This is a genomic window from Marivibrio sp. (assembly GCF_040218065.1).
In the GTDB taxonomy this organism is placed as follows: domain Bacteria; phylum Pseudomonadota; class Alphaproteobacteria; order UBA8366; family Aestuariispiraceae; genus Marivibrio.
Genome location: NZ_JAVJQE010000004.1, coordinates 39,382 through 58,231 on the forward strand (window position 1 = coordinate 39,382; position 18,850 = coordinate 58,231).

The following is an 18,850-nucleotide window of genomic DNA, read 5'->3' on the forward strand; positions in this document are numbered from 1 at the left end:
CGTCCCTAAAGCTCCACCACTGCGTCGAGGCGGCGTTGCACCAACTCGCGGCCGAGGTCGAGGACGAAACGCTCCAATTGGTCGTCGTCGAGATCATCTATGACAGCGTTCGGGTTGGCACTGTATTTACGCATCAGCTGCTCGGTGAAGAGCTCTTCCCCGAGCCACATCATGGACCAATCTGGAAAGGCGCGATCCACGATCTCGTGGCAGGAGGTGATGACCGGCGCCGTATGGCGAGGGTCCGCGAAGATCTTCTGGACCAGGCCCGTCACCGCGGCCCGGTCGCCCTCCAACGTCTGGATGAAGCGCCGGCGGTTGAAGCCGAGACCGCCGGTGATCTCCAGCCGTCGGTTCTTCTGCTGCGAGGCCGCCAGTATTTCCCGCAGGTCGCGTTTGGTCAGGTCGTCCGGAACGGCGCTGTAATAGGTGAGCCGAACCAAATGCCGCGCCATCCGTGTGTCCTCGCTGCTGCATCGCCTCCGTAAGTCGTAAGACCAAAGCGTTAAGAAAGCGTTAGCGCGCGGTCGTTCAGCCTACCTCTGCCAACAGATCCTTCGCCTCCACCTGGGCCCCGGCCTTAACGGGCAGGCGTTTGACCGGGCCGTCGCGGGGTGCGTGGATGGCGGTCTCCGAAAGCCTTAACAGCGACGTCGATACTGGACTGCGAATACAGTGCCTGGGGAGGTGAAACAACATTCAAAGGATAGTCCAAAAGAGAGTGATTTTCTAAGAAAACCAGAATATCGTGTGCGCCCTGGTGGATGTCACAGAAGGGTGTGGTGAGATGGCCGTCGCGTTAAACAAAATACAGTGGGAACTAATCGATTCGCGGGTGGGGAAAGCGCAAGATCGACATAAGCTTAAAACTAAGTCGACATCTTTTCTTTTTTTAGTTTTCAACCATATGTTTCCGGGAAAAATCGACGAATTTCATGAAGGACTGACAGACGGGGGCAACGATTTTGGAATTGATTATATTCATATTATTGAAAAAGAAAACGATGTCGAAATGTTTATAATTCAGTCAAAATATCGAAATAATTTTGAAAATACTAATAAGACCATTAATGACTCAGAAGTACTTAAGGTAATAAACTTTTTTTATATGATTTTTGATAAAAATGAAGATCTTATAAATTCTGGAAATATAAAACTATCCGAAAACGTCAAAAGAATTTGGAGTATGCATGAGGCTGGATTAATATGCAGATATTCAGTAGTTTTCTGTTCAAATGATAGTGGGCTCTCTGAATCATCAAAAAAGATTGCCGATGCATTTTCGCGAGAAAACACATCTGTTTCTTTTGAGCATTTCGGTCCCATTGATCTGGTCAACGCGTTCCATGCCGAAGGTCGCGTGCAAAATACGGGAAATCTACAAGTTATCGCGAAGCAGATTCTGGAAAGATCTGATGGAGACATAAGGGGGGCAGTTGCTACAGTGGATGCAATTTCCTTTATTAATCTAGTCACTACTGAAAACAATAGCAAAATTAAGCGTAGTATATTTGATGATAATCTAAGAGTATTTCTCGGAGAGAAAGGTGGATACAACGCAAACATAATTGAGACTGCTACATCAGAATCTTCATACATATTCTGGTATTTGAACAATGGCGTTACCATAACTTGCAAAAATTTTTCGTATAACAAAAGTCACGTTAATCCGGTCCTAAATTTTGAAGATTTTCAAATTGTTAATGGTGCGCAGACCTCGCATTCGCTGTACGCAGCTTTTCGGGAAAATCCCGAAGCTCTGGAAGACGTATCATTGTTGGTTAGGATTTATGCAACGTCTAGGACAGACGTGGCGGAAAGAGTTGCTGTCGCCACCAATAGCCAAGCTAGGATTCAAGCTCGAGATCTGCATGCTAACGATCAGATACTGAAAGACTGGGAGATACTCTTACTTGAAAGGGGTTACTATTTTGAAAGAAAAAGAAATATGCATGTTGATAAAAGCGAGGATAAGAGAATTGATGCTTTGAAGATAGGGCAAGTCATTTTGTCATTTGATTTAAGAGAGCCCGAGAAAGCGAAGACAGAATCTGATTCAATATTTTCTTCAAAATTTCGTTATGTATTTAACAACAGAAGAGAAATAGAGTCAGTTATCAGATTGTTTGAATTGTACCGAATAATCGAGAGAAAAAGAGAAGAATATGACATGGAGTTTGGGGCCGCGGTAGAGTCTGGCCATCAATATCAGTATTTGATCTACGGTCATTGGTTTGTGCTGTACGCGTGCCGCCTTTTGCTTGCAAAGAAGGGGCTTGGAGAGGTCCCCCAGGGCGAGGAGGCTGAGCAACTAGTCGAAGAGGCCGTGCAACTCGTCGCTAGCGCTTGCAGCCAACAGAAGGCGGTGGCGCATTATCAGATGTTCAGGAGTGCAAAAACGAAAGATCGAATCCTGGCAGAGCTAAACCCGAAGCAACAGGACTTCTTCGAGCTATTGGCTGAGTTTTAGTAATAGCGTCTACCCAACCTCAGCGAGCAGATCCTTCGCCTCCACTTGCGCGCCCGCCTTGACCGGCAGCCGCTTGACCGACCCGTCGCGGGGCGCGTGGATGGCGGTCTCCATCTTCATGGCTTCCAGCGTCATCAGCACGTCGCCGGCCTTGACCTTCTGCCCTTCCGAGACGGCGAGCGTCGCGACCATCCCCGGCATCGGCGCGGGAACGTGGCCGGCGTCGTTTTCGTCCGCCTTCTCGTTCGCCGCCGCCTTCGGCGCCAGCGCGCGGTCGACCACGCGAACCATACGCGGCTGGCCGTTCAGTTCGAAGAAGACCTCGCGCTGTCCGGCCTCGTCGGCTTCCGCGACCGTGAGCAGACGGACGATCAGGATCTTACCCTTCTCGATCTCGACCGTGATCTCGTCGCCCGGCTCCATGCCGTAGAAGAAGACAGGCGTCGGCAGCACGTCGACGCGGCCGTGTTCGCGCTTCCTTTTGGCGTAGTCCGTGAAGACCTTCGGATACATCAGATAGGAGGCGAGCTCCGCATCGTCGACGCTACGGTCTATCGCCTTCTCGACGGCCGCCTTCTCCGCCTTCAGATCGGCGGCTTTCAGATGCTTGCCCGGCCGATCGGTGATCGGCGTCTCGTCGCCGAGCGCCTTCTCCTGAAGCGCCTTCGGCCAGCCGCCCGGCGGCTGGCCCAGATCGCCGCGCAGCATGGCGATGACGGAGTCCGGGAAGCTCGTATCGTGGTCGGGGTCCAGGATCTGCTTCGCCGTCAGGCCGCTGGACACCATCGAGAGCGCCATGTCGCCCACCACCTTGGAGCTGGGCGTCACCTTAACGATGTCACCGAAGAGCTGGTTGACGTCCGCATAGGCGTGCGCGACCTCGTGCCAGCGCTCGGCCAGACCCATGGCCCGCGCCTGCTCCTTCAGGTTCGTGAACTGGCCGCCCGGCATCTCGTGCAGATAGACTTCCGACGCCCCGGCGCGCAGGTCGCTTTCGAACGGCGTGTACTGGACGCGCACCGCCTCCCAGTAATCGGAGAAGGCGCGGATCACCGCCGGGTCGAGGCCGGGATCGCGCGCCGTGTCGGCGAGCGCCAGCGCGATCGACCCCAGGTTGGGCTGCGAGGTCAGGCCGGAGAAGCTGTCCATCGCCGCGTCCACCGCGTCCGCCCCCGCGGCGCAGGCGGCCAGCACGCTGGCGGCCGAAACGCCGCTGGTGTCGTGGGTGTGAAAGTGGACCGGCAGGCCGGTCTCCTCCTTCAAGGCGCGCACCAGCGTCTCCGCGGCGAGCGGCCGACAGAGGCCCGCCATGTCCTTGATCCCGATGATGTGCGCGCCCTGCGCCTTCATCTCGCGGCCGAGCGCCAGGTAATAGTCGAGATCGTATTTCGAGCGCTTGGGGTCGAACAAATCGCCAGTGTAGCAGATCGCCGCCTCGCAGAGCTTGTCGGTATCGAGCACCGCCTCGATCGCGACCTTCATGTTCTCCGCCCAGTTGAGGCTGTCGAAGACGCGGAAGACGTCGACGCCTTCCTCGGCCGCGCGGCGGGTGAAATGCTTCACCACATTGTCCGGATAGTTGGTGTAGCCGACGGCGTTGGAGGCGCGCAGCAGCATCTGCAGCAAGATGTTGGGAACGCGCGCGCGGATGTCGCGCAGCCGATCCCACGGACACTCATGCAGGAAGCGCATGGCGACGTCGAACGTCGCCCCGCCCCAGCATTCCAGCGAGAAGAGCTGCGGCAAGCCGCGGGCGTAGGCGTCGGCCGCCTTCACCATGTCGTAGCTGCGCATGCGCGTGGCCAGCAGCGACTGATGGGCGTCGCGCATCGTGGTGTCGGTGATCAGGACCCGCGTCTCGTTCAGCATCCAGTCGCGGAAGCCCTCCGGCCCCAACTCGTCCAACAGCGTCTTCGTGCCCTTGGGCGGTTCGCCCAGCATGTCGAAATTCTCCGGCACGACGGGCTCCGGCGCGTGCGCGGGCGGGGCGGGGCGCTCGGCCACCTCGGGATTGCCGTTGACGGTCACGTCGCCGATGAAGCGCAGCAGACGCGTCGCGCGATCACGGCGCTTGGGGAAGTTGAAGAGCTCCGGCGTCTCGTCGATGAAGCGGGTGGTGTAGTCGCCCTTCAGGAACTTCGGATGATTGATCAGATTCTCGACGAAGACGAGGTTGGTCGCCACGCCGCGGATGCGGAACTCTTTGAGCGCGCGGTCCATCCGGCGCACCGCGGCCTCCGGGCTCCAGGCCCAGGCCGTCACCTTCTCCAAAAGCGAGTCGTAATAGCGCGTGATGACGGCGCCGGAATAGGCCGTCCCGCCGTCGAGCCGGATGCCGAAGCCGGTCGCGCCGCGATAGGCGGTGATGCGGCCGTAGTCGGGGACGAAGTTCTGCTCCGGATCCTCGGTCGTCACCCGGCACTGCAGGGCGTGGCCGTCGAGCTGAATTTCCTCCTGCGTCGGCACGCCGGACCGCTCGCGGTCCCCGATCCGCGCGCCCTGGGCGATCATCAGCTGCGCCTTCACGATGTCGACGCCGGTGACCTCCTCGGTCACCGTGTGCTCCACCTGAATGCGCGGATTGACCTCGATGAAGTGGAACTCGCCCGTCTTCACGTCCATCAGGAATTCGGCCGTCCCAGCGCCCACATAGCCGGCCTCGCGGGCGAGCTTGACCGCGCCTTCGCAGAGCTCCTCGCGCTGGGCCTGGGTGAGGTAGGGGGCGGGCGCGCGTTCCACGACTTTCTGGTTGCGGCGCTGGACGGTGCAGTCGCGCTCCCATAGATGCACGACGGTCCCGTGCGCATCGCCCAGCAACTGCACCTCCACATGGCGCGCCTTCTCGACCAGCTTCTCCAGATAAACCTCGCCGTTGCCGAAGGCGGCCTCGGCTTCGCGCCGGCCGGCGTCCACCTGTTCTTTCAGCGTATCGCCGCTTTCGATCACGCGCATGCCTCGGCCGCCGCCGCCCCAGCTCGCCTTCAGCATCAGCGGGTAGCCGATTTCGTCGGCCATCGCCTTCGCGTCGTCCAGATCGTCGGGCAGCGCGGCCGTCGCCGGCATCACCGGCGTGCCGGCGCGCTCGGCCGCGTGGCGGGCGGAGACCTTGTTGCCGAGCGCGCGCATCACGTCCGGCGGCGGCCCGACCCAGATCAGACCCGCATCGATCACCGCGTCCGCGAAGTCCGGATTCTCGGAGAGAAAACCGTAGCCGGGATGCACGGCGTCGCAGCCCGAATCCCGGGCGACGCGCAGCATCTCCTCGATCGCCAGATAGGCCTTCACCGGCCCCAACCCGCGGCCGATCAGATAGCTTTCGTCCGCCTTGAAGCGGTGGAGGGCGTATTTGTCCTCCTCGGTGAAGACCGCAACGGTGGCGATCTGCAATTCGGTCGCCGCCCGCATGATGCGGATCGCGATCTCGCTGCGGTTGGCGATGAGCAGCTTGCGAATTCGTTTGGCGGCCATGGCGGCGATCCCTGTTCGAACGGGCTAAAAAAGGCGTTTCGGTCACCTTATCGGATATTTTCGCAAGTGCGAAATATCCCGGCGCCGGTCGGGCGATTTATTGGGCGTCTCGCGCGCGGAAAACACCGCGCCGGCGACGCCGACCCGCACGAGCGCGACGGCGCGGCCGTCCGCGCGGCGGGGGGGCGGGCCGCCCCAGGCGCTTGTTCGCCCGACACCGCACCGGCTATTGTCCGGGCCATAACAACAGCTTGGGTTACAACGGGGGAGCGGCCCAGTGAACGCCGACAGCATCGGATCCTTCGACTACGTCATCGTCGGCGCCGGCACCGCCGGCTGCCTCTTGGCCAATCGGTTGAGCGAGGATCCGGCCGTGCGGGTCCTGTTGTTGGAGGCGGGCGGCAAAGACGACTACTTCTGGATCCACGTGCCTGTCGGCTACCTCTACACCATGGGCAATCCGCGGACGGACTGGTTGTTCCGGACGGAGAGCGAGCCGGGCCTCAACGGCCGCGCGTTGGATTACCCGCGCGGCAAGGTGCTGGGCGGCTGCTCCTCGATCAACGGCATGATCTACATGCGCGGTCAGGCGGCGGACTACGACCACTGGGCGCAGACCGGGGCCAAGGGCTGGTCCTGGGCCGACGTGCTGCCCTATTTCCGCCGCTCGGAAGATCACTACAAGGGCGAGACCGACCTGCACGGCGCGGGCGGCGAATGGCGGGTGGAGCGTCAGCGCCTCAGCTGGGAGATTCTGGACGCTTGGCGCGAGGCGGCGATTCAGGCCGGCATTCCCGCGACCGACGACTTCAACGGCGGCGACAACGAGGGCGTCGGCTATTTCGAGGTCAATCAGCGCGGCGGCGTGCGCTGGTCGACGGCCAAGGCCTATTTACGGCCCGCCATGAGCCGGCCGAACTTGACGATCATGACCAAGGCGCAGGCGACGCGGATCGTCTTGGAGGGCGGGCGCGCGGTCGGGCTAGAGTTCCGGCGCGCCGGACGGCCCATGCGCGTCGACGCGGCGGCGGAGTTGATCCTGGCCGCCGGGGCTGTCGCGTCGCCTGTGATCCTTCAGCAATCCGGCGTCGGTCCCGGGGCCGTGCTGGCCGAACGCGGCCTCGACGTGCGGCGCGATCTGCGCGGCGTCGGTGAAAATCTGCAAGACCATCTGCAGGTTCGGGCGGTCTATAAGGTCGACGGCGTCAAGACGCTGAACCGCATCGCCAACAGCCTGATCGGCAAGGCCGGGATGGGGCTGGAATACGCCCTCAAACGCTCCGGCCCGCTCTCCATGGCGCCGAGCCAGCTCGGCTGCTTCACCAAATCCGACCCCTCGCGCGAGACGCCGAACCTGCAATATCACGTGCAGCCGCTCTCCACCGACAAGCTGGGGGAGGATCTGCACCCCTTCGACGCCTTCACCGCCAGCGTCTGCAATCTGCGCCCGCAAAGCCGCGGCCATGTGCGCCTGCGCAGCGCCGATCCGCTGGACAAACCGGTGATCCGGCCGAATTACCTCTCCGATCCGGCCGATCAGAAGATCGCGGCCGAGGCGCTGAAGCTGACCCGCCGCATCTCGGATCAGCCGGCCCTGCAGAAGTACAAGGCCCGCGAATACAAGCCGGGCCTTGAAATCTCGAGCGACGAGGAGCTGTGGCGCGCCGCCGGCGACATCGCCACGACGATCTTCCACCCTGTGGGGACCTGCAAGATGGGGCCGGCCTCGGACGGCTGGGCCGTGGTGGACGAACGCCTGCGCGTCCACGGGATCGCGGGTCTGCGCGTGATCGACGCCTCGATCATGCCGACCATCACCAGCGGCAACACCAACGCGCCCACCCTGATGATCGCGGAGAAGGGCGCCGCGATGATTCGCGAGGATGCGAAGGCGCGCGCTGCGGCGTGAGGTCCGTTTCCCCTCTCCCCTTCACAGGGGAGAGGGTCGGGGTGAGGGGTGGTTGTTGTAAGCGCGAACGGCGGCGCTCTATCGCCGCCATCCCCTCATCCTCCCACGGCCGCTCTCGCTCTCCCCTTATGGAAGGGGAGAGGGGATTACATCTCGAACCGCTGATGAAAGAACGGCTGCGCCGGGGGCAGGGGGCCGTCCAGGGTCTCGACGCTCTCGGCGAGCCAGGCCTCCGCGGGCGCGACCAGGCGGCGGTAGAGGGCGGCCGTCATGTCGGTGGCCGCTTCGCCCGACCAGCCGCGCGGCAGCAGTTCGGGCGGCAGGGCCGGGTCGCGCAGCAGGATGCGGCGATAATCGTGGATCAACAGGACGCGGAGCAGAAAGGCGGCTTCGGGATCGTCCGGCGCCGGTCCCGCGGCGACCGGTTTGAAGGCCTTGAGGAAGGCGCGGTATTGCGCGTCGAGCGCGTCGAGCGACCAGGCTTGTTCGACGATCCGGCGCAAGGGTCGCATGGCGTCGCGATCGTCGCTCGCCGCCTCAAGGATCAAGGCGTGATCGGCCAGCCGATGGGCGCAGATGGCGCGCTTGGCCGCCTCGCGCTCCGCCTTCGGGTGGGCGAGCAGCGCCGGGGCCAGCGTGGAGAAGCCCTGGAAGGCGAGCTCTTTCTTCAAGGCCTCGCGGGCCTGCGCGGGCGCGTCGTCGGTCAGCAACACGAACAGCCAACGGCCGTCCCAATCGCGCTCTGGCAGGGAATAGATGCGGCGTTGGGCCGATTGGAATTGCCGGCGGCCGTCGTCGGTCAGCGCATAGTAGCTCTTGCGGCCGAGCTGGGTCGCGCTCAACAGCCCTTCCTGCGAGAGGCGATAGACGCCGGTGCGCACCATCCGTTCGCTGACGCCCAACGGGTCGACGAGCCGGATCAGCGAGCCCAGCCAGCAGGCGCCGCCATGCGGCATCAGGGCGTCGCCGTAGATCGTCACGATCAGCGACTTGGCGCGCAGGGTCAGGCGGGGGAGCAGGGCCTCGACCGCAGCGTTCTGCGCCGCCTGCGCCATGCGCTCAGCCTTTCCGCCGGTCGACGACGCGTTTCGCCTTGCCGACGGAACGCTCGACCTCTCCCTCGGCGCGCACGCGCACCTCGGCGCTGACGCCGATCGTCGACTTGATGTGGTGGGCGAGGTCCTTGGCCGCGGCCTCGCGGGCGCTTTCCTCGCCTTGGGCGCGGGCTTCCACATTGACCGCCAGACGATCGAGCGCGCCGTCGCGCCAGACTTCCAGCTGATAATGCGGGGCGAGGCGGGGGTCCTTCAGAATCAGTTCCTCCACCTGGCTCGGGAAGAGGTTCACCCCGCGGATGATGAGCATGTCGTCGGTGCGGCCCGTCACCTTCTCCATCCGCCGCATGGAGCGCGCGGTCCCCGGCAGCAGCCGCGTCAGATCGCGGGTGCGATAGCGCAGGATCGGCAACGCTTCCTTCGTGAGCGAGGTGAAGACGAGTTCGCCGAACTCCCCGTCCGGCAGGACTTCGCCTGTCTCGGGATCCACGATCTCGGGATAGAAGTGATCCTCCCAGATGTAGAGGCCGTCCTTCGCCTCGCGCACCTCGTTGGCGACGCCGGGGCCGATCACTTCGGAGAGGCCGTAGATGTCGACCGCGCTCATGCCCGTGCGCTCCTCGATCGTGCGGCGCATCTCGTCGGTCCAGGGCTCGGCCCCGAAGATTCCGATATCGATCGAGCATTCCTCCTTCGAGAGCCCCTGGCGGTCCATCTCGTCGGCCAGCGCCAGCATGTAGCTGGGCGTCACCATGATGACTTCGGGCCGGAAGTCCCGGATCAGCTGCACCTGACGCTCCGTCATCCCGCCGGAGACGGGCACCGCCATGCAGCCCAGCTTCTCCACGCCGAAATGCGCGCCCAGACCGCCGGTGAAGAGGCCGTAGCCGTAGGCGATATGGACCGTCATGCCCGGCCGCGCGCCGGCCGCGAAGATCGAACGCGCGACCATGTCCGCCCACATGTCGATGTCGCGGTCCGTGTAGCCGACGACCGTCGGCCGCCCGGTCGTGCCGGAGGAGGCGTGGACGCGCCGCAGCCGCTCCTTCGGCACGGCGAACATGCCGAAGGGATAGGTCTCGCGCAGATCCTCCTTGGTGGTGAAGGGCAGTTTCGCGAGATCCGTCAAGTCGCGCACGTCGTTTGGATGCACGCCGGCGGCGTCCAATTTTGCGCGGTAATGGGGAACGTTGTCGTAGGCGTGCTTCACCGACCATTTGAGACGCGAGAGCTGCAGCGCCTCGATCTCGTCGCGGCTCGCCGTCTCGATCGGATGCAGGCCGGGCAGCAGGCCGGTCTTTGAGCCGGTCATGGGTGCGCTCCTACGTTCTCTCTAGATCCGCTCGATCACCGTGGCGATCCCCTGGCCCACGCCGATGCACATGGTGCAGAGCGCGTAGCGGGCCTGGCGGCGCTCCAGCTCGTAGAGCGCGGTCGTCAGCAGCCGCGCCCCCGACATGCCCAAGGGATGGCCGAGGGCGATCGCGCCGCCGTTCGGGTTCACATGCTCGGCGTCGTCGGGCAGGCCTAGCCGGCGCAGCACCGCCAGCGCCTGCGAGGCGAAGGCCTCGTTCAGCTCGATCACATCCATGTCCGTAATCTTCAGGCCGAGATTGGCCAACAGCTTCTCCGACGCCGGCGCCGGGCCGATCCCCATGATCCGGGGGGGCACGCCCGCCGTCGCCATGCCCAGGATGCGCGCGCGCGGCGTCAGGCCGTTCGCCTTCGCCGCCCCTTCGGAGGCGACCAGCAACGCCGCCGCGCCGTCGTTGACGCCGGACGCGTTGCCGGCCGTCACCGTCCCGCCCTCCTTGCGGAAGGGGGTGGGAAGCTTGGCGAGCGCCTCGGCCGTGGTCTCCGGCCTGGGGTGCTCGTCGACCTCCACGATGACCGGATCGCCCTTGCGCTGCGGAATCTCGACCGGCGTGATCTCGGGCGCGAGACGCCCGTCCGCCATGGCGGCGGCGGCGCGTTGCTGACTGCGCAGCGCGAAGGCGTCCTGATCCTCGCGGCTGACGGCGAAATCCTCGGCCACGTTCTCGCCGGTCTCCGGCATCGAATCGATCCCGTACCGCTCCTTCATCAGCTTGTTGACGAAGCGCCAGCCGATCGTGGTGTCGTAGATCTCCGCCTTGCGGGAAAAGGCCGTCTCCGCCTTCGGCATGACGAAGGGCGCGCGGCTCATGCTCTCCACTCCGCCGGCCAGGAAAAGCTGACCGTCCCCCGCCCGGATCGCGCGCGCCGCCGTGCCGACGGCGTCCATGCCCGAGCCGCATAGCCGGTTGATCGTCGCCCCCGGAACCTCGACCGGCAGGCCGGCCAGCAGCGCGGCCATGCGGGCCACGTTCCGGTTGTCCTCGCCGGCCTGGTTGGCGCAGCCGAAGACAGCGTCGTCGACGGCGCGCCAATCCAGCTGCGGGTTGCGGGCGGCTAGCGCCTTGATCGGTATCGCGCAGAGATCGTCGGCCCGCACCGGGCTCAAAGCGCCGCCGAAGCGCCCGATCGGGGTTCTCAGCGCATCGCAAATATAGGCGTCCGCCATGTCCTTAACCGTCCTCGCTTTTTTCAGTTTTTCGCCGTCAGGCCGGGAACGATCTGTCCCTTGATCTGGCGCGACTTGCCGCGAAAGTAGGCGACCGGCGCGCCGTCCTGGTTGCTCACGTCGATGTCGTAGACGCCGTTGCGCCCGCGCAGGATCTTCTCCCGGCACACCGCCGTCAGCCGGTCGCCCAGCTTGGCCGGCGCAACGAAGGCGATCTCGCAGCCGCTCGCCACCGTGACATGATTGTAGGCGTTGCAGCCGAAGGCGAAGGCGCTGTCGGCCAGCGTGAAGATCAGCCCGCCGTGGCAGATCGCGTGGCCGTTCACCATGTCTTCGCGCACCGTCATGGCGAGCGTCGCGGTCCCCGGACCGACTTCGACGATTTCGATGCCCAGCGCCCGGCTGGCGTTGTCCTTCTCGTACATCGCTTTGGCCGCGGCCTCCGCGATCTTCTGGGGGTCGGTCTCAGTCTCGGGCATCGTTCAGCGTCCCTTGAAGGCGGGCGCGCGCTTGTTCATGAAGGCGCCGACCCCCTCGCGATAATCCTCGGTCCGTCCGGCCTCGCGCTGCAGATCGCGCTCGAGGTCGAGCTGCGCGTCAAGATCATGATCGAAGCTCTGCGCCATCGCCTGCTTGATCAGCGCGAAGCCGCGCGTGGGACCCGTCGCCAGTTGCTGCGCGAGCTTGTCGGCCTCCGCGATTAATTCATCGTCCTCGACCGCGCGCCAGATCAATCCCCACTCCGCGGCCGTCTCCGCCGGCAGCTTGTCGCCGAGCAGCGCGAGACCCTTCGCCCGCGCCAGCCCGACGAGCCGCGGCAGCGTCCAGGTGCCGCCCGAATCCGGCACCAGCCCCAGTTTGCAGAACGGCTGGATGAAACTCGCCGACTTCGCCGCCAGCACGATGTCGCAGGCGAGCGCGACGTTGGCGCCCGCGCCGGCCGCCACGCCGTTCACGGCGCAGATCACGGGCTTCTCGAGCTTGGCGATGGCGCGGACCAGGGGATTGTAGCGCTCTTCCAGCGATTCCCCCAGGTCCGGCGCCTCGGCGTTCGGGTCGTTGGGGTCGACGGCGCGGTCGCTTAGATCCTGGCCGGCGCAGAAGCCGCGACCGGCGCCGGTCAGCAGCACCGCGCGGACGTCGGCGTCGCCGGCGATGCGCGAGAGCGCGTCGCGCAGCTCCTCGTGCATCTGGACGGTGAAGCTGTTCAGTTTGTCCGGGCGGTTCAGCGTCACCCGCGCGACGCCGTCCGCCGCGGCGTACTCGATCGTCTCATAGGCCATGCGGCCGTCTCCTCCCGCGTTCTCTTGGAGTCCGAACGTGATACAATTATTAGACAGATCGCCCTGTTTTTGGTATCAGAAAATCCAATTCGCCCGCAAGCCGCCCGACAGACGGCGGCCTTTTCCGATCGTTATGGAAGGACGCCCGACCATGGCCGCCGCCGACTATTTCGCCAAGCACAAAGAGACCCTGTCTACCGCATTGGAGACGATCGCGAGCCGCGGGTTCTGGTCGCCCTATCCGGAGCGCGCCTCGGGCTCGATCTACGGCGAGAGCGCGGCCGACGAGGGGGAGGTCGCCTTCAAGGCGCGGCTCGGCAAGCCGTTTGAATTGAGCGGTCATCCGGGCGACGGGTATCTCGAGACCGGCGAGACCTCGCCCTACGGCCTGGAGTTGGGCGTAACCTACCCGAAGCTCTCGGCCGCCGAGGCGATCGCGGCCGCCAAGAGCGGCATGAAGGCCTGGCGCGACGCCGGCGTCGAGGCGCGCGCCGGCGTCTGTCTCGAGGCGCTGGCCCGGATCAACGCGCGCAGCTTCGAGATGGCGCACGCCGTCATGCACACCACCGGCCAGGCCTTCCTGATGGCCTTCCAGGCCGGCGGCACGCACGCCCAGGATCGCGGGCTTGAGGCCGTCACCTACGCCTACCGCGAGATGACGTCTGTCCCGGCCGTCGCGCGCTGGGAGAAGCCGCAAGGCAAAAACCCGCCGCTGGTCATGGACAAGCATTTCAATGTCGCGCCCCGCGGCGTCGCCGCGATGATCGGGGTCTCCACCTTTCCGACCTGGAACGGCTATCCCGGCCTGTTCGCGAGCCTCGTGACCGGCAATCCCGTCGTGGTGAAGCCGCACCCGATGACGGTGCTGCCGCTGGCGATTTCGGTCGAGATCGTGCGCGACGTGCTGGCCGAATGCGGCTTCGATCCGAACCTGGTTACGCTCCTGACCGACAGGCGCGACGCGCCGGTCGCAAAGGAGCTCTGCACCGATCCGGCGGTCGGGATCGTGGACTTCACCGGGTCCAACGCCTTCGGGGAATGGCTGGAGCGCAACTGTCCGCAGGCCCAGGTCTATACCGAGAAGGCCGGCGTCAACGCGCTCGTGATCGACGATTTCGCCGACGTGAAGGGGATGGCCCGCAACCTCTCCTTCACGCTGTCGCTCTATTCCGGACAGATGTGCACGACGCCGCAGAACATCTTCGTGCCCAAGGACGGGATCCAGGCCGGCGATCAGCGCCTGAGCTTCGACGAGGTCGCCGAGACGCTGGCCGGCGCGCTGGAAAAGTTCCTGTCCGACGACGAGCGCGCCTGGGGCGTCCTCGGCGCGATCCAGGCGCCGGAGACCGCCCAGCGCATCGAACAGGCCGCCCAGATGGGCGAGGTGGTCCTCGACAGCCGCGCCATCACCCATCAGGCTTGGCCCGACGCGCGCATCCGCACGCCGATCATGCTGAAGATCGACGGGTCGGAGCGCGACAAGTATGAAAGCGAGCTGTTCGGCCCGATCTCCTTCGTCGTCGCCTGCGAGGATATCGACGACGCGCTGGAGAAATGGCGCGAGACGGTCGCTCGCAAGGGCGCGATCACCGCCGGCGTCTATTCCGATCGGGCGGAGACGCTCAAGAAGGCCGAGGAGGTGGCGCAGGAGGTCGGCGTGGCGCTCAGCGTCAATCTGACGGGCGGGGTCTTCGTCAACCAGACCGCCGCCTTCTCCGACTTTCACGCGACCGGCGCGAACCCGGCCGCGAATGCGGCGCTGGTCGACAGCGCCTTCGTCGCCAACCGCTTCCGGATGGTGGAGATCCGCTATCCCGTCGCGGCGGAGGGATGAGCATGGCCGAGTCGCCCCGCCCCAAGGTCTACGCCATCGACGGCGTCATCCCGGTCATTCACCCCAGCGCCTTCGTCCACCCGACGGCCGTGCTGATCGGCGACGCCATCGTCGGGCCGGAGTGCTATGTGGGTCCCAACGCCTCGATGCGCGGCGACTTCGGCCGCGTGGTGATGAAGCGCGGCGCCAATTTGCAGGATAACTGCACCATGCACGCCTTCCCCGGTATGGACTGCGTGATCGAAGAAGACGGCCACATCGGCCACGGCGCGATCCTGCACGGCTGCACGGTGGGGAAGGACGCGCTGGTCGGCATGAACTCGGTCGTGATGGACGGCGCGGTGTTGGGGGAAAGCTCGATGGTCGCCGCGATGGCGTTCGTGAAGGCGGGGTTCGAACTGCCGGCCCGCATGCTGTGCGCCGGCACGCCGGCCAAGATCCTGCGCGAGCTCTCCCGGGAGGAGATCGACTGGAAGCGCGAAGGCACCGCCGACTATCAGCGCCTCGCCGTGCGCTCCGCCAAGACGATGGCGCTGGTCGACCCGCTCGAGGAGGAAGAGCCCGACCGCCCCCAGGTCGACGCCGGCGACAGCGTGCCGCTGTTCAAGAAGAAGCAGGGATAGGCCGCGCAAGCGCCCGCGCGGGCCGCAAGGAGGCCCCCGCTTTTGCGGGGGCGCCCGGGAAAGCAAGCCGTCCCGCCTCCCGTCGCCGGCGCGGCGCGTAGGCCCTGGTTGTCTTCTTGCGAGAGACCCGCGTCCCCGCGAAAGCGGGGACCTTTCTCGATCCGCGCAGACGCCCGCGCGGGCCGCACGGAGGCCCCCGCTTTTGCGGGGGCGCCGTTAGGCCGGCGCCTCACCCCTTCTCGCCGTCCTCTTCCTCGCGGGCGATGGTTTCCAGCGTCGCCCCTTCGGGCAGGATGCCGAGGCGCCGGGCCACTTCCTGGTAGGCTTCCTCGACTTGGCCCAGGTCGCGGCGGAAGCGGTCCTTGTCCATCTTCTCGCCGGTGGCGAGGTCCCAGAGGCGGCAGTTGTCGGGGCTGATTTCGTCGGCGAGCACGACCCGCACGTCGCCGTTCTCGTCGTAGATGCGGCCGTACTCCAACTTGAAGTCTATCAGCTTGATCCCGATGCCCATGAAGACGCCGGTCAGGAAATCGTTGATGCGCAGGGTCATCGCCAGGAAATCATCGATGTCCTGCGGGCTCGCCCAGCCGAAGGCGGTGATATGCTCTTCGCAGACCATCGGGTCGCCGAGCTCGTCGTTCTTGTAATAATACTCGACGATCGAGCGCGGCAGCTGCGTGCCTTCCGGCACGCCGAGACGCTGGCTCATCGAGCCGGCGGCGACGTTGCGCACCACCACCTCGACCGGGATCACCTCGACCTCGCGGATCAACTGTTCGCGCATGTTGAGGCGGCGGATGAAATGGGTCGGGATGCCGATGTCGTGCAGCTTCAGCATCAGGAATTCGCTGATGCGGTTGTTCAGCACGCCCTTGCCCGTGATCGTCCCGCGCTTCTGATTGTTGAAGGCGGTGGCGTCGTCCTTGAAATGGGCGACGAGGGTGCCCGGCTCCGGTCCTTCGAACAGGACTTTGGCCTTGCCCTCGTAAATCTGTCGGCGTCGCGCCATGGCGGCTGGCTCCAGCTTGCTGTGGGTGCGCGGAATGCGCGCTCCCGGCTATAGCAATCGCGGGCGCTCGGCACAATTGCGCAGACGGCGGGGACGGGGTATCTGCAGGCCATGATGTCGAATTCAACCGCCGCCGCGACGCCTGAGCCTTTGCGGGACGCAGACCCGCGCCTGTTGCGGTTTCTCGCCGCTTGGCGGGCGGCGCGCGCCGGCGCGCCGATGCCGAGACGGCGCGCCTTCGATCCGATGACGGCGCCGGATTTGTTGCCTTGGATATGGCTGTGCGCCTACGACCCCGCTGCGGACGACTTCGTCTATCGCCTGGCGGGCGAGGAGGTGAACGCCGCCTGGGGGCGCAGCCTGCGCGGGGCGGCGCTGCGCGATCTGCTCGGACCGGAGGATCATCCGACGGTGCGGCGCCGTTGGGCGGAGATCCTGGAGGGGCCGAACCTGCATTACGGCCTGACGCGCGAACGGCTGTCGGCCCTGGAAACGCAATCCGCCGAACGGCTGCTGGCGCCGCTGGCGGACGACGCGGGGCTGCCGGCCTATATCCTGGGCGTCAGCCTCTACCGGGTCGCCGCGTCGGATCCGGGCCGACCGCCGCTGACGGCGGAGGATTATGTCCGCCTGCCGGTCGCGGCGTTGTAACCCGCGGCCTCTATTGTTGAACCGGCGCCCCCCGGGCGCTATGTATCGGGGGCTTTTTCAAGGACCGGCGGCGCGGGCGAGGCTCGCGCGGCCCGCATCAGGGGGTTCGAGAGACCATGAGCACCTTCGACGAGCGCGAAAAGGGCTTCGAGGCGAAGTTCAGCCGCGATCAGGAGCATGATTTCCGCGCCATCGCGCGCCGTAACAAGCTGCTCGGGCTCTGGGCGGCGGAGCAGATGGGGATGAGCGGCGACGAGGCCGCCTCCTACGCTCTGGAGGTGGTGGACGCCGACTTCCAGCGCCCCGGCGACGACGACGTCTTCGAAAAGGTGCACGGCGACCTCAACGCCAAGGGGATCGAGGCCTCCGAGCATTTGGTGCGCAAGCGCATGGAAGAGCTCCTCCAGGAAGCCGCAAAGCAGATCGACAGCGAGTGATCGCGTTGATCGCCGCGGCCTGAGGCGCCCCCTTGTCGATCGACCTCACGCCGAACCGTCTCCCTTGGCCGCCGATGATCTTCGTCGCGCTGGCGTTCGGCGCGGCGGCCTTGGAGCGGGCGGTTCCGCTTTCTTATGAGGGGCCGGTCGCGCTTGTCTGGCTCGGCTGGGCGGTGGGGGCGGCGGCGTTCGCGCTGATCGCCTGGTCGGCGATCACGATGAGCCGGGCCTCGACCAACATCCTGCCGCACCGCGCGGCGGATTCGCTGGTCACCGCGGGGCCCTTCGCGCTCAGCCGCAATCCGATCTATCTGGGCACGACCGCGCTGCTTCTCGCCGCCGCCTTGGTGCGCCAGGAGCCGTGGTTCCTCGCCGCCGCGGCGCTCGACGCCCTACTGGTGACCCAGCTCGCCATAAAACGCGAGGAGGCGCACCTGGCGGCCAGGTTCGGCGCGGCGTGGGACGCCTATCGCGCCCGCACCGGGCGCTGGATCGGGCCGGTGTAAGGGGACGCTTATCGCGCGTGCTAAGGGCGTCCCCGCGAAAGCGGGGACCTTTCACAGCGCGCCCCGGCGCCGGCGCAATGCGCCTGAGACCCCCGCTTTCGCGGGGGCGCCCGAGCCTCTCACATCGCGCAAACGCGAAACGGCCCGGACGCATGGCCCGGGCCGGTGTGAGGGGACGCTTATCGCGTATGCTAAGGGCGTCCCCGCGAAAGCGGGGACCTTTCACAGCGCGCCCCGGCGCCGGCGCAATGCGCCTGAGACCCCCGCTTTCGCGGGGGCGCCCGAGCCTCTCACGTCGCGCAAACGCAAAACGGCCCGGACGCATGGCCCGGGCCGTCTCAAACCGTCTGTGACGGGCGTTACGCCTGGATCTGAACGTCGACGCCCTTGGTCTGGAGCATCTCCATCAGCTCGCCGGTCTCGAACATCTCGCGGATGATGTCGCAGCCGCCGACGAATTCGCCCTTCACGTAGAGCTGGGGAATGGTCGGCCAGCTGGAGAAATCCTTGATCCCCTGGCGGACCTGATCGTCTTCCAGCACGTTGATCCCCTTGAAGGGGACGTTCAGGTGGTTCAACACCTGCACGACGGCGGCGGAGAAGCCGCACTGCGGAAAGACGGGCGTGCCCTTCATGAACAGCACGACGTCGCTGGCGTCGACGTCGTTCTGGATGCGCTCGCGGACCTGATCGTCCATGGTCTCAACTCCTATCCCATTACGATCGGCGGGCTGCGCCGCCGTCGGTTTTGTCGATTGGGGCGACTTTAACAGAGCGCCGCGCCGCCGTCAGTCCCTTGGCGCGTCACTCCTCGGGGACGGCCGTCTGCAAGGCCAGCGCATGCAGTTCGCCGCCCATGCGGCCCTGCAGCGCCTGATAGACCATTTGATGCTGCTGCACCCGGCTCTTTCCCTTGAACTCGGCCGATTTGACATAGGCCGCATAGTGATCGCCGTCGCCGCGCAAGTCGTTGATCACGACCTCGGCGTCGGGCATCGCCTCCTTGATGAAGCGCTCAATCTCGCTCGAACTCATCGGCATAAAACCGCTCTCCCTCCCGGTG

17 protein-coding genes are annotated in these 18,850 nt (G+C 65.0%); 7 read left to right on the forward strand and 10 right to left on the reverse strand.

Annotation, left to right across the window (positions count from 1 at the left end; all coding sequences use genetic code 11):
• Positions 1 to 5: 5 nt before the first annotated feature.
• On the reverse strand, positions 6 to 455 hold the full coding sequence (locus tag RIB45_RS01635) for a BLUF domain-containing protein (RefSeq protein ID WP_350048085.1): 450 nt from the start codon (positions 453 to 455) through the stop codon (positions 6 to 8).
• Positions 456 to 748: 293 nt separating this feature from the next.
• On the opposite strand from RIB45_RS01635, the gene RIB45_RS01640 reads away from it, so the two are divergent.
• Positions 749 to 2,470: an AIPR family protein gene (locus RIB45_RS01640; RefSeq protein WP_350048087.1), complete on the forward strand. Its 1,722-nt coding sequence runs from the start codon at positions 749 to 751 to the stop codon at positions 2,468 to 2,470.
• 9 nt (positions 2,471 to 2,479) lie between these two features.
• Here the strand turns inward: RIB45_RS01640 and pyc are convergent, their stop codons facing one another.
• Positions 2,480 to 5,938 (reverse strand): pyruvate carboxylase, encoded by a 3,459-nt coding sequence (pyc, locus tag RIB45_RS01645; protein ID WP_350048089.1) that lies wholly within the window; start codon positions 5,936 to 5,938, stop codon positions 2,480 to 2,482.
• Positions 5,939 to 6,230: 292 nt separating this feature from the next.
• Between pyc and RIB45_RS01650 the strand changes: the two genes are divergently transcribed.
• On the forward strand, positions 6,231 to 7,847 hold the full coding sequence (locus RIB45_RS01650; protein WP_502882545.1) for a GMC family oxidoreductase: 1,617 nt from the start codon (positions 6,231 to 6,233) through the stop codon (positions 7,845 to 7,847).
• 146 nt (positions 7,848 to 7,993) lie between these two features.
• On the opposite strand, the gene paaX is transcribed toward RIB45_RS01650, so the two are convergent.
• From paaX to paaG, 5 genes are read right to left on the reverse strand one after another with little or no spacing between them, the layout of a single operon-like run.
• The gene (gene paaX, locus RIB45_RS01655) at positions 7,994 to 8,902 is read right to left on the reverse strand and encodes a phenylacetic acid degradation operon negative regulatory protein PaaX (protein WP_350048093.1); all 909 of its coding nucleotides are present in this window, start codon (positions 8,900 to 8,902) and stop codon (positions 7,994 to 7,996) included.
• A 4-nt stretch (positions 8,903 to 8,906) separates the two neighbouring features.
• A complete protein-coding gene (paaK, locus tag RIB45_RS01660; RefSeq protein WP_350048095.1) occupies positions 8,907 to 10,214 on the reverse strand; it encodes a phenylacetate--CoA ligase PaaK in 1,308 nt (435 codons plus the stop codon).
• 21 nt (positions 10,215 to 10,235) lie between these two features.
• Positions 10,236 to 11,444 (reverse strand): 3-oxoadipyl-CoA thiolase, encoded by a 1,209-nt coding sequence (gene pcaF, locus RIB45_RS01665; RefSeq protein ID WP_350048097.1) that lies wholly within the window; start codon positions 11,442 to 11,444, stop codon positions 10,236 to 10,238.
• A 23-nt stretch (positions 11,445 to 11,467) separates the two neighbouring features.
• A complete protein-coding gene (gene paaI / locus RIB45_RS01670; RefSeq protein WP_350048099.1) occupies positions 11,468 to 11,923 on the reverse strand; it encodes a hydroxyphenylacetyl-CoA thioesterase PaaI in 456 nt (151 codons plus the stop codon).
• A 3-nt stretch (positions 11,924 to 11,926) separates the two neighbouring features.
• A complete protein-coding gene (gene paaG, locus RIB45_RS01675) occupies positions 11,927 to 12,727 on the reverse strand; it encodes a 2-(1,2-epoxy-1,2-dihydrophenyl)acetyl-CoA isomerase PaaG (RefSeq protein WP_350048101.1) in 801 nt (266 codons plus the stop codon).
• Between the two features lie 151 nt (positions 12,728 to 12,878).
• Here paaG and paaN point away from each other — a divergent pair, with 151 nt between their 5' ends.
• Positions 12,879 to 14,561, forward strand: a complete 1,683-nt coding sequence (paaN, locus tag RIB45_RS01680; RefSeq protein ID WP_350048103.1) for a phenylacetic acid degradation protein PaaN — start codon at positions 12,879 to 12,881, stop codon at positions 14,559 to 14,561.
• Positions 14,562 to 14,563: 2 nt separating this feature from the next.
• Positions 14,564 to 15,184 carry a phenylacetic acid degradation protein PaaY gene (locus RIB45_RS01685; RefSeq protein WP_350048105.1) on the forward strand — a complete coding sequence of 207 codons (621 nt, stop codon included), beginning with the start codon at positions 14,564 to 14,566 and terminating at the stop codon, positions 15,182 to 15,184.
• Positions 15,185 to 15,413: 229 nt separating this feature from the next.
• Here RIB45_RS01685 and purC read toward each other — a convergent pair whose 3' ends face one another.
• Entirely contained in the window at positions 15,414 to 16,193 is a 780-nt protein-coding gene (gene purC / locus RIB45_RS01690; protein ID WP_350048107.1) for a phosphoribosylaminoimidazolesuccinocarboxamide synthase, read from the reverse strand.
• A gap of 111 nt (positions 16,194 to 16,304) precedes the next feature.
• Here purC and RIB45_RS01695 point away from each other — a divergent pair, with 111 nt between their 5' ends.
• From RIB45_RS01695 to RIB45_RS01705, 3 genes are all read left to right on the forward strand, one after another.
• The gene (locus tag RIB45_RS01695) at positions 16,305 to 16,844 is read left to right on the forward strand and encodes a PAS domain-containing protein (RefSeq protein ID WP_350048109.1); all 540 of its coding nucleotides are present in this window, start codon (positions 16,305 to 16,307) and stop codon (positions 16,842 to 16,844) included.
• A gap of 116 nt (positions 16,845 to 16,960) precedes the next feature.
• Positions 16,961 to 17,281, forward strand: coding sequence for a DUF1476 domain-containing protein (locus RIB45_RS01700; protein ID WP_350048111.1), 321 nt, complete (start codon positions 16,961 to 16,963; stop codon positions 17,279 to 17,281).
• A gap of 32 nt (positions 17,282 to 17,313) precedes the next feature.
• Positions 17,314 to 17,787 (forward strand): methyltransferase family protein, encoded by a 474-nt coding sequence (locus tag RIB45_RS01705; RefSeq protein WP_350048113.1) that lies wholly within the window; start codon positions 17,314 to 17,316, stop codon positions 17,785 to 17,787.
• Between the two features lie 359 nt (positions 17,788 to 18,146).
• Here RIB45_RS01705 and grxD read toward each other — a convergent pair whose 3' ends face one another.
• Positions 18,147 to 18,485: a Grx4 family monothiol glutaredoxin gene (gene grxD / locus RIB45_RS01710; protein ID WP_350048115.1), complete on the reverse strand. Its 339-nt coding sequence runs from the start codon at positions 18,483 to 18,485 to the stop codon at positions 18,147 to 18,149.
• Positions 18,486 to 18,591: 106 nt separating this feature from the next.
• Positions 18,592 to 18,828, reverse strand: coding sequence for a BolA family protein (locus RIB45_RS01715; protein WP_350048117.1), 237 nt, complete (start codon positions 18,826 to 18,828; stop codon positions 18,592 to 18,594).
• Positions 18,829 to 18,850: the final 22 nt, after the last annotated feature.

Coding starts and splice junctions, on each gene's coding strand:
- RIB45_RS01635 (WP_350048085.1), bottom strand. CDS start 455: ATGGCGCGGCATTTGGTTCGGCTCACCTATTACAGCGCCGTTCCGGAC.
- pyc (WP_350048089.1), bottom strand. CDS start 5,938: ATGGCCGCCAAACGAATTCGCAAGCTGCTCATCGCCAACCGCAGCGAG.
- paaX (WP_350048093.1), bottom strand. CDS start 8,902: ATGGCGCAGGCGGCGCAGAACGCTGCGGTCGAGGCCCTGCTCCCCCGC.
- paaK (WP_350048095.1), bottom strand. CDS start 10,214: ATGACCGGCTCAAAGACCGGCCTGCTGCCCGGCCTGCATCCGATCGAG.
- pcaF (WP_350048097.1), bottom strand. CDS start 11,444: ATGGCGGACGCCTATATTTGCGATGCGCTGAGAACCCCGATCGGGCGC.
- paaI (WP_350048099.1), bottom strand. CDS start 11,923: ATGCCCGAGACTGAGACCGACCCCCAGAAGATCGCGGAGGCCGCGGCC.
- paaG (WP_350048101.1), bottom strand. CDS start 12,727: ATGGCCTATGAGACGATCGAGTACGCCGCGGCGGACGGCGTCGCGCGG.
- paaN (WP_350048103.1), top strand. CDS start 12,879: ATGGCCGCCGCCGACTATTTCGCCAAGCACAAAGAGACCCTGTCTACC.
- RIB45_RS01685 (WP_350048105.1), top strand. CDS start 14,564: ATGGCCGAGTCGCCCCGCCCCAAGGTCTACGCCATCGACGGCGTCATC.
- purC (WP_350048107.1), bottom strand. CDS start 16,193: ATGGCGCGACGCCGACAGATTTACGAGGGCAAGGCCAAAGTCCTGTTC.
- RIB45_RS01695 (WP_350048109.1), top strand. CDS start 16,305: ATGATGTCGAATTCAACCGCCGCCGCGACGCCTGAGCCTTTGCGGGAC.
- RIB45_RS01700 (WP_350048111.1), top strand. CDS start 16,961: ATGAGCACCTTCGACGAGCGCGAAAAGGGCTTCGAGGCGAAGTTCAGC.
- grxD (WP_350048115.1), bottom strand. CDS start 18,485: ATGGACGATCAGGTCCGCGAGCGCATCCAGAACGACGTCGACGCCAGC.
- RIB45_RS01715 (WP_350048117.1), bottom strand. CDS start 18,828: ATGCCGATGAGTTCGAGCGAGATTGAGCGCTTCATCAAGGAGGCGATG.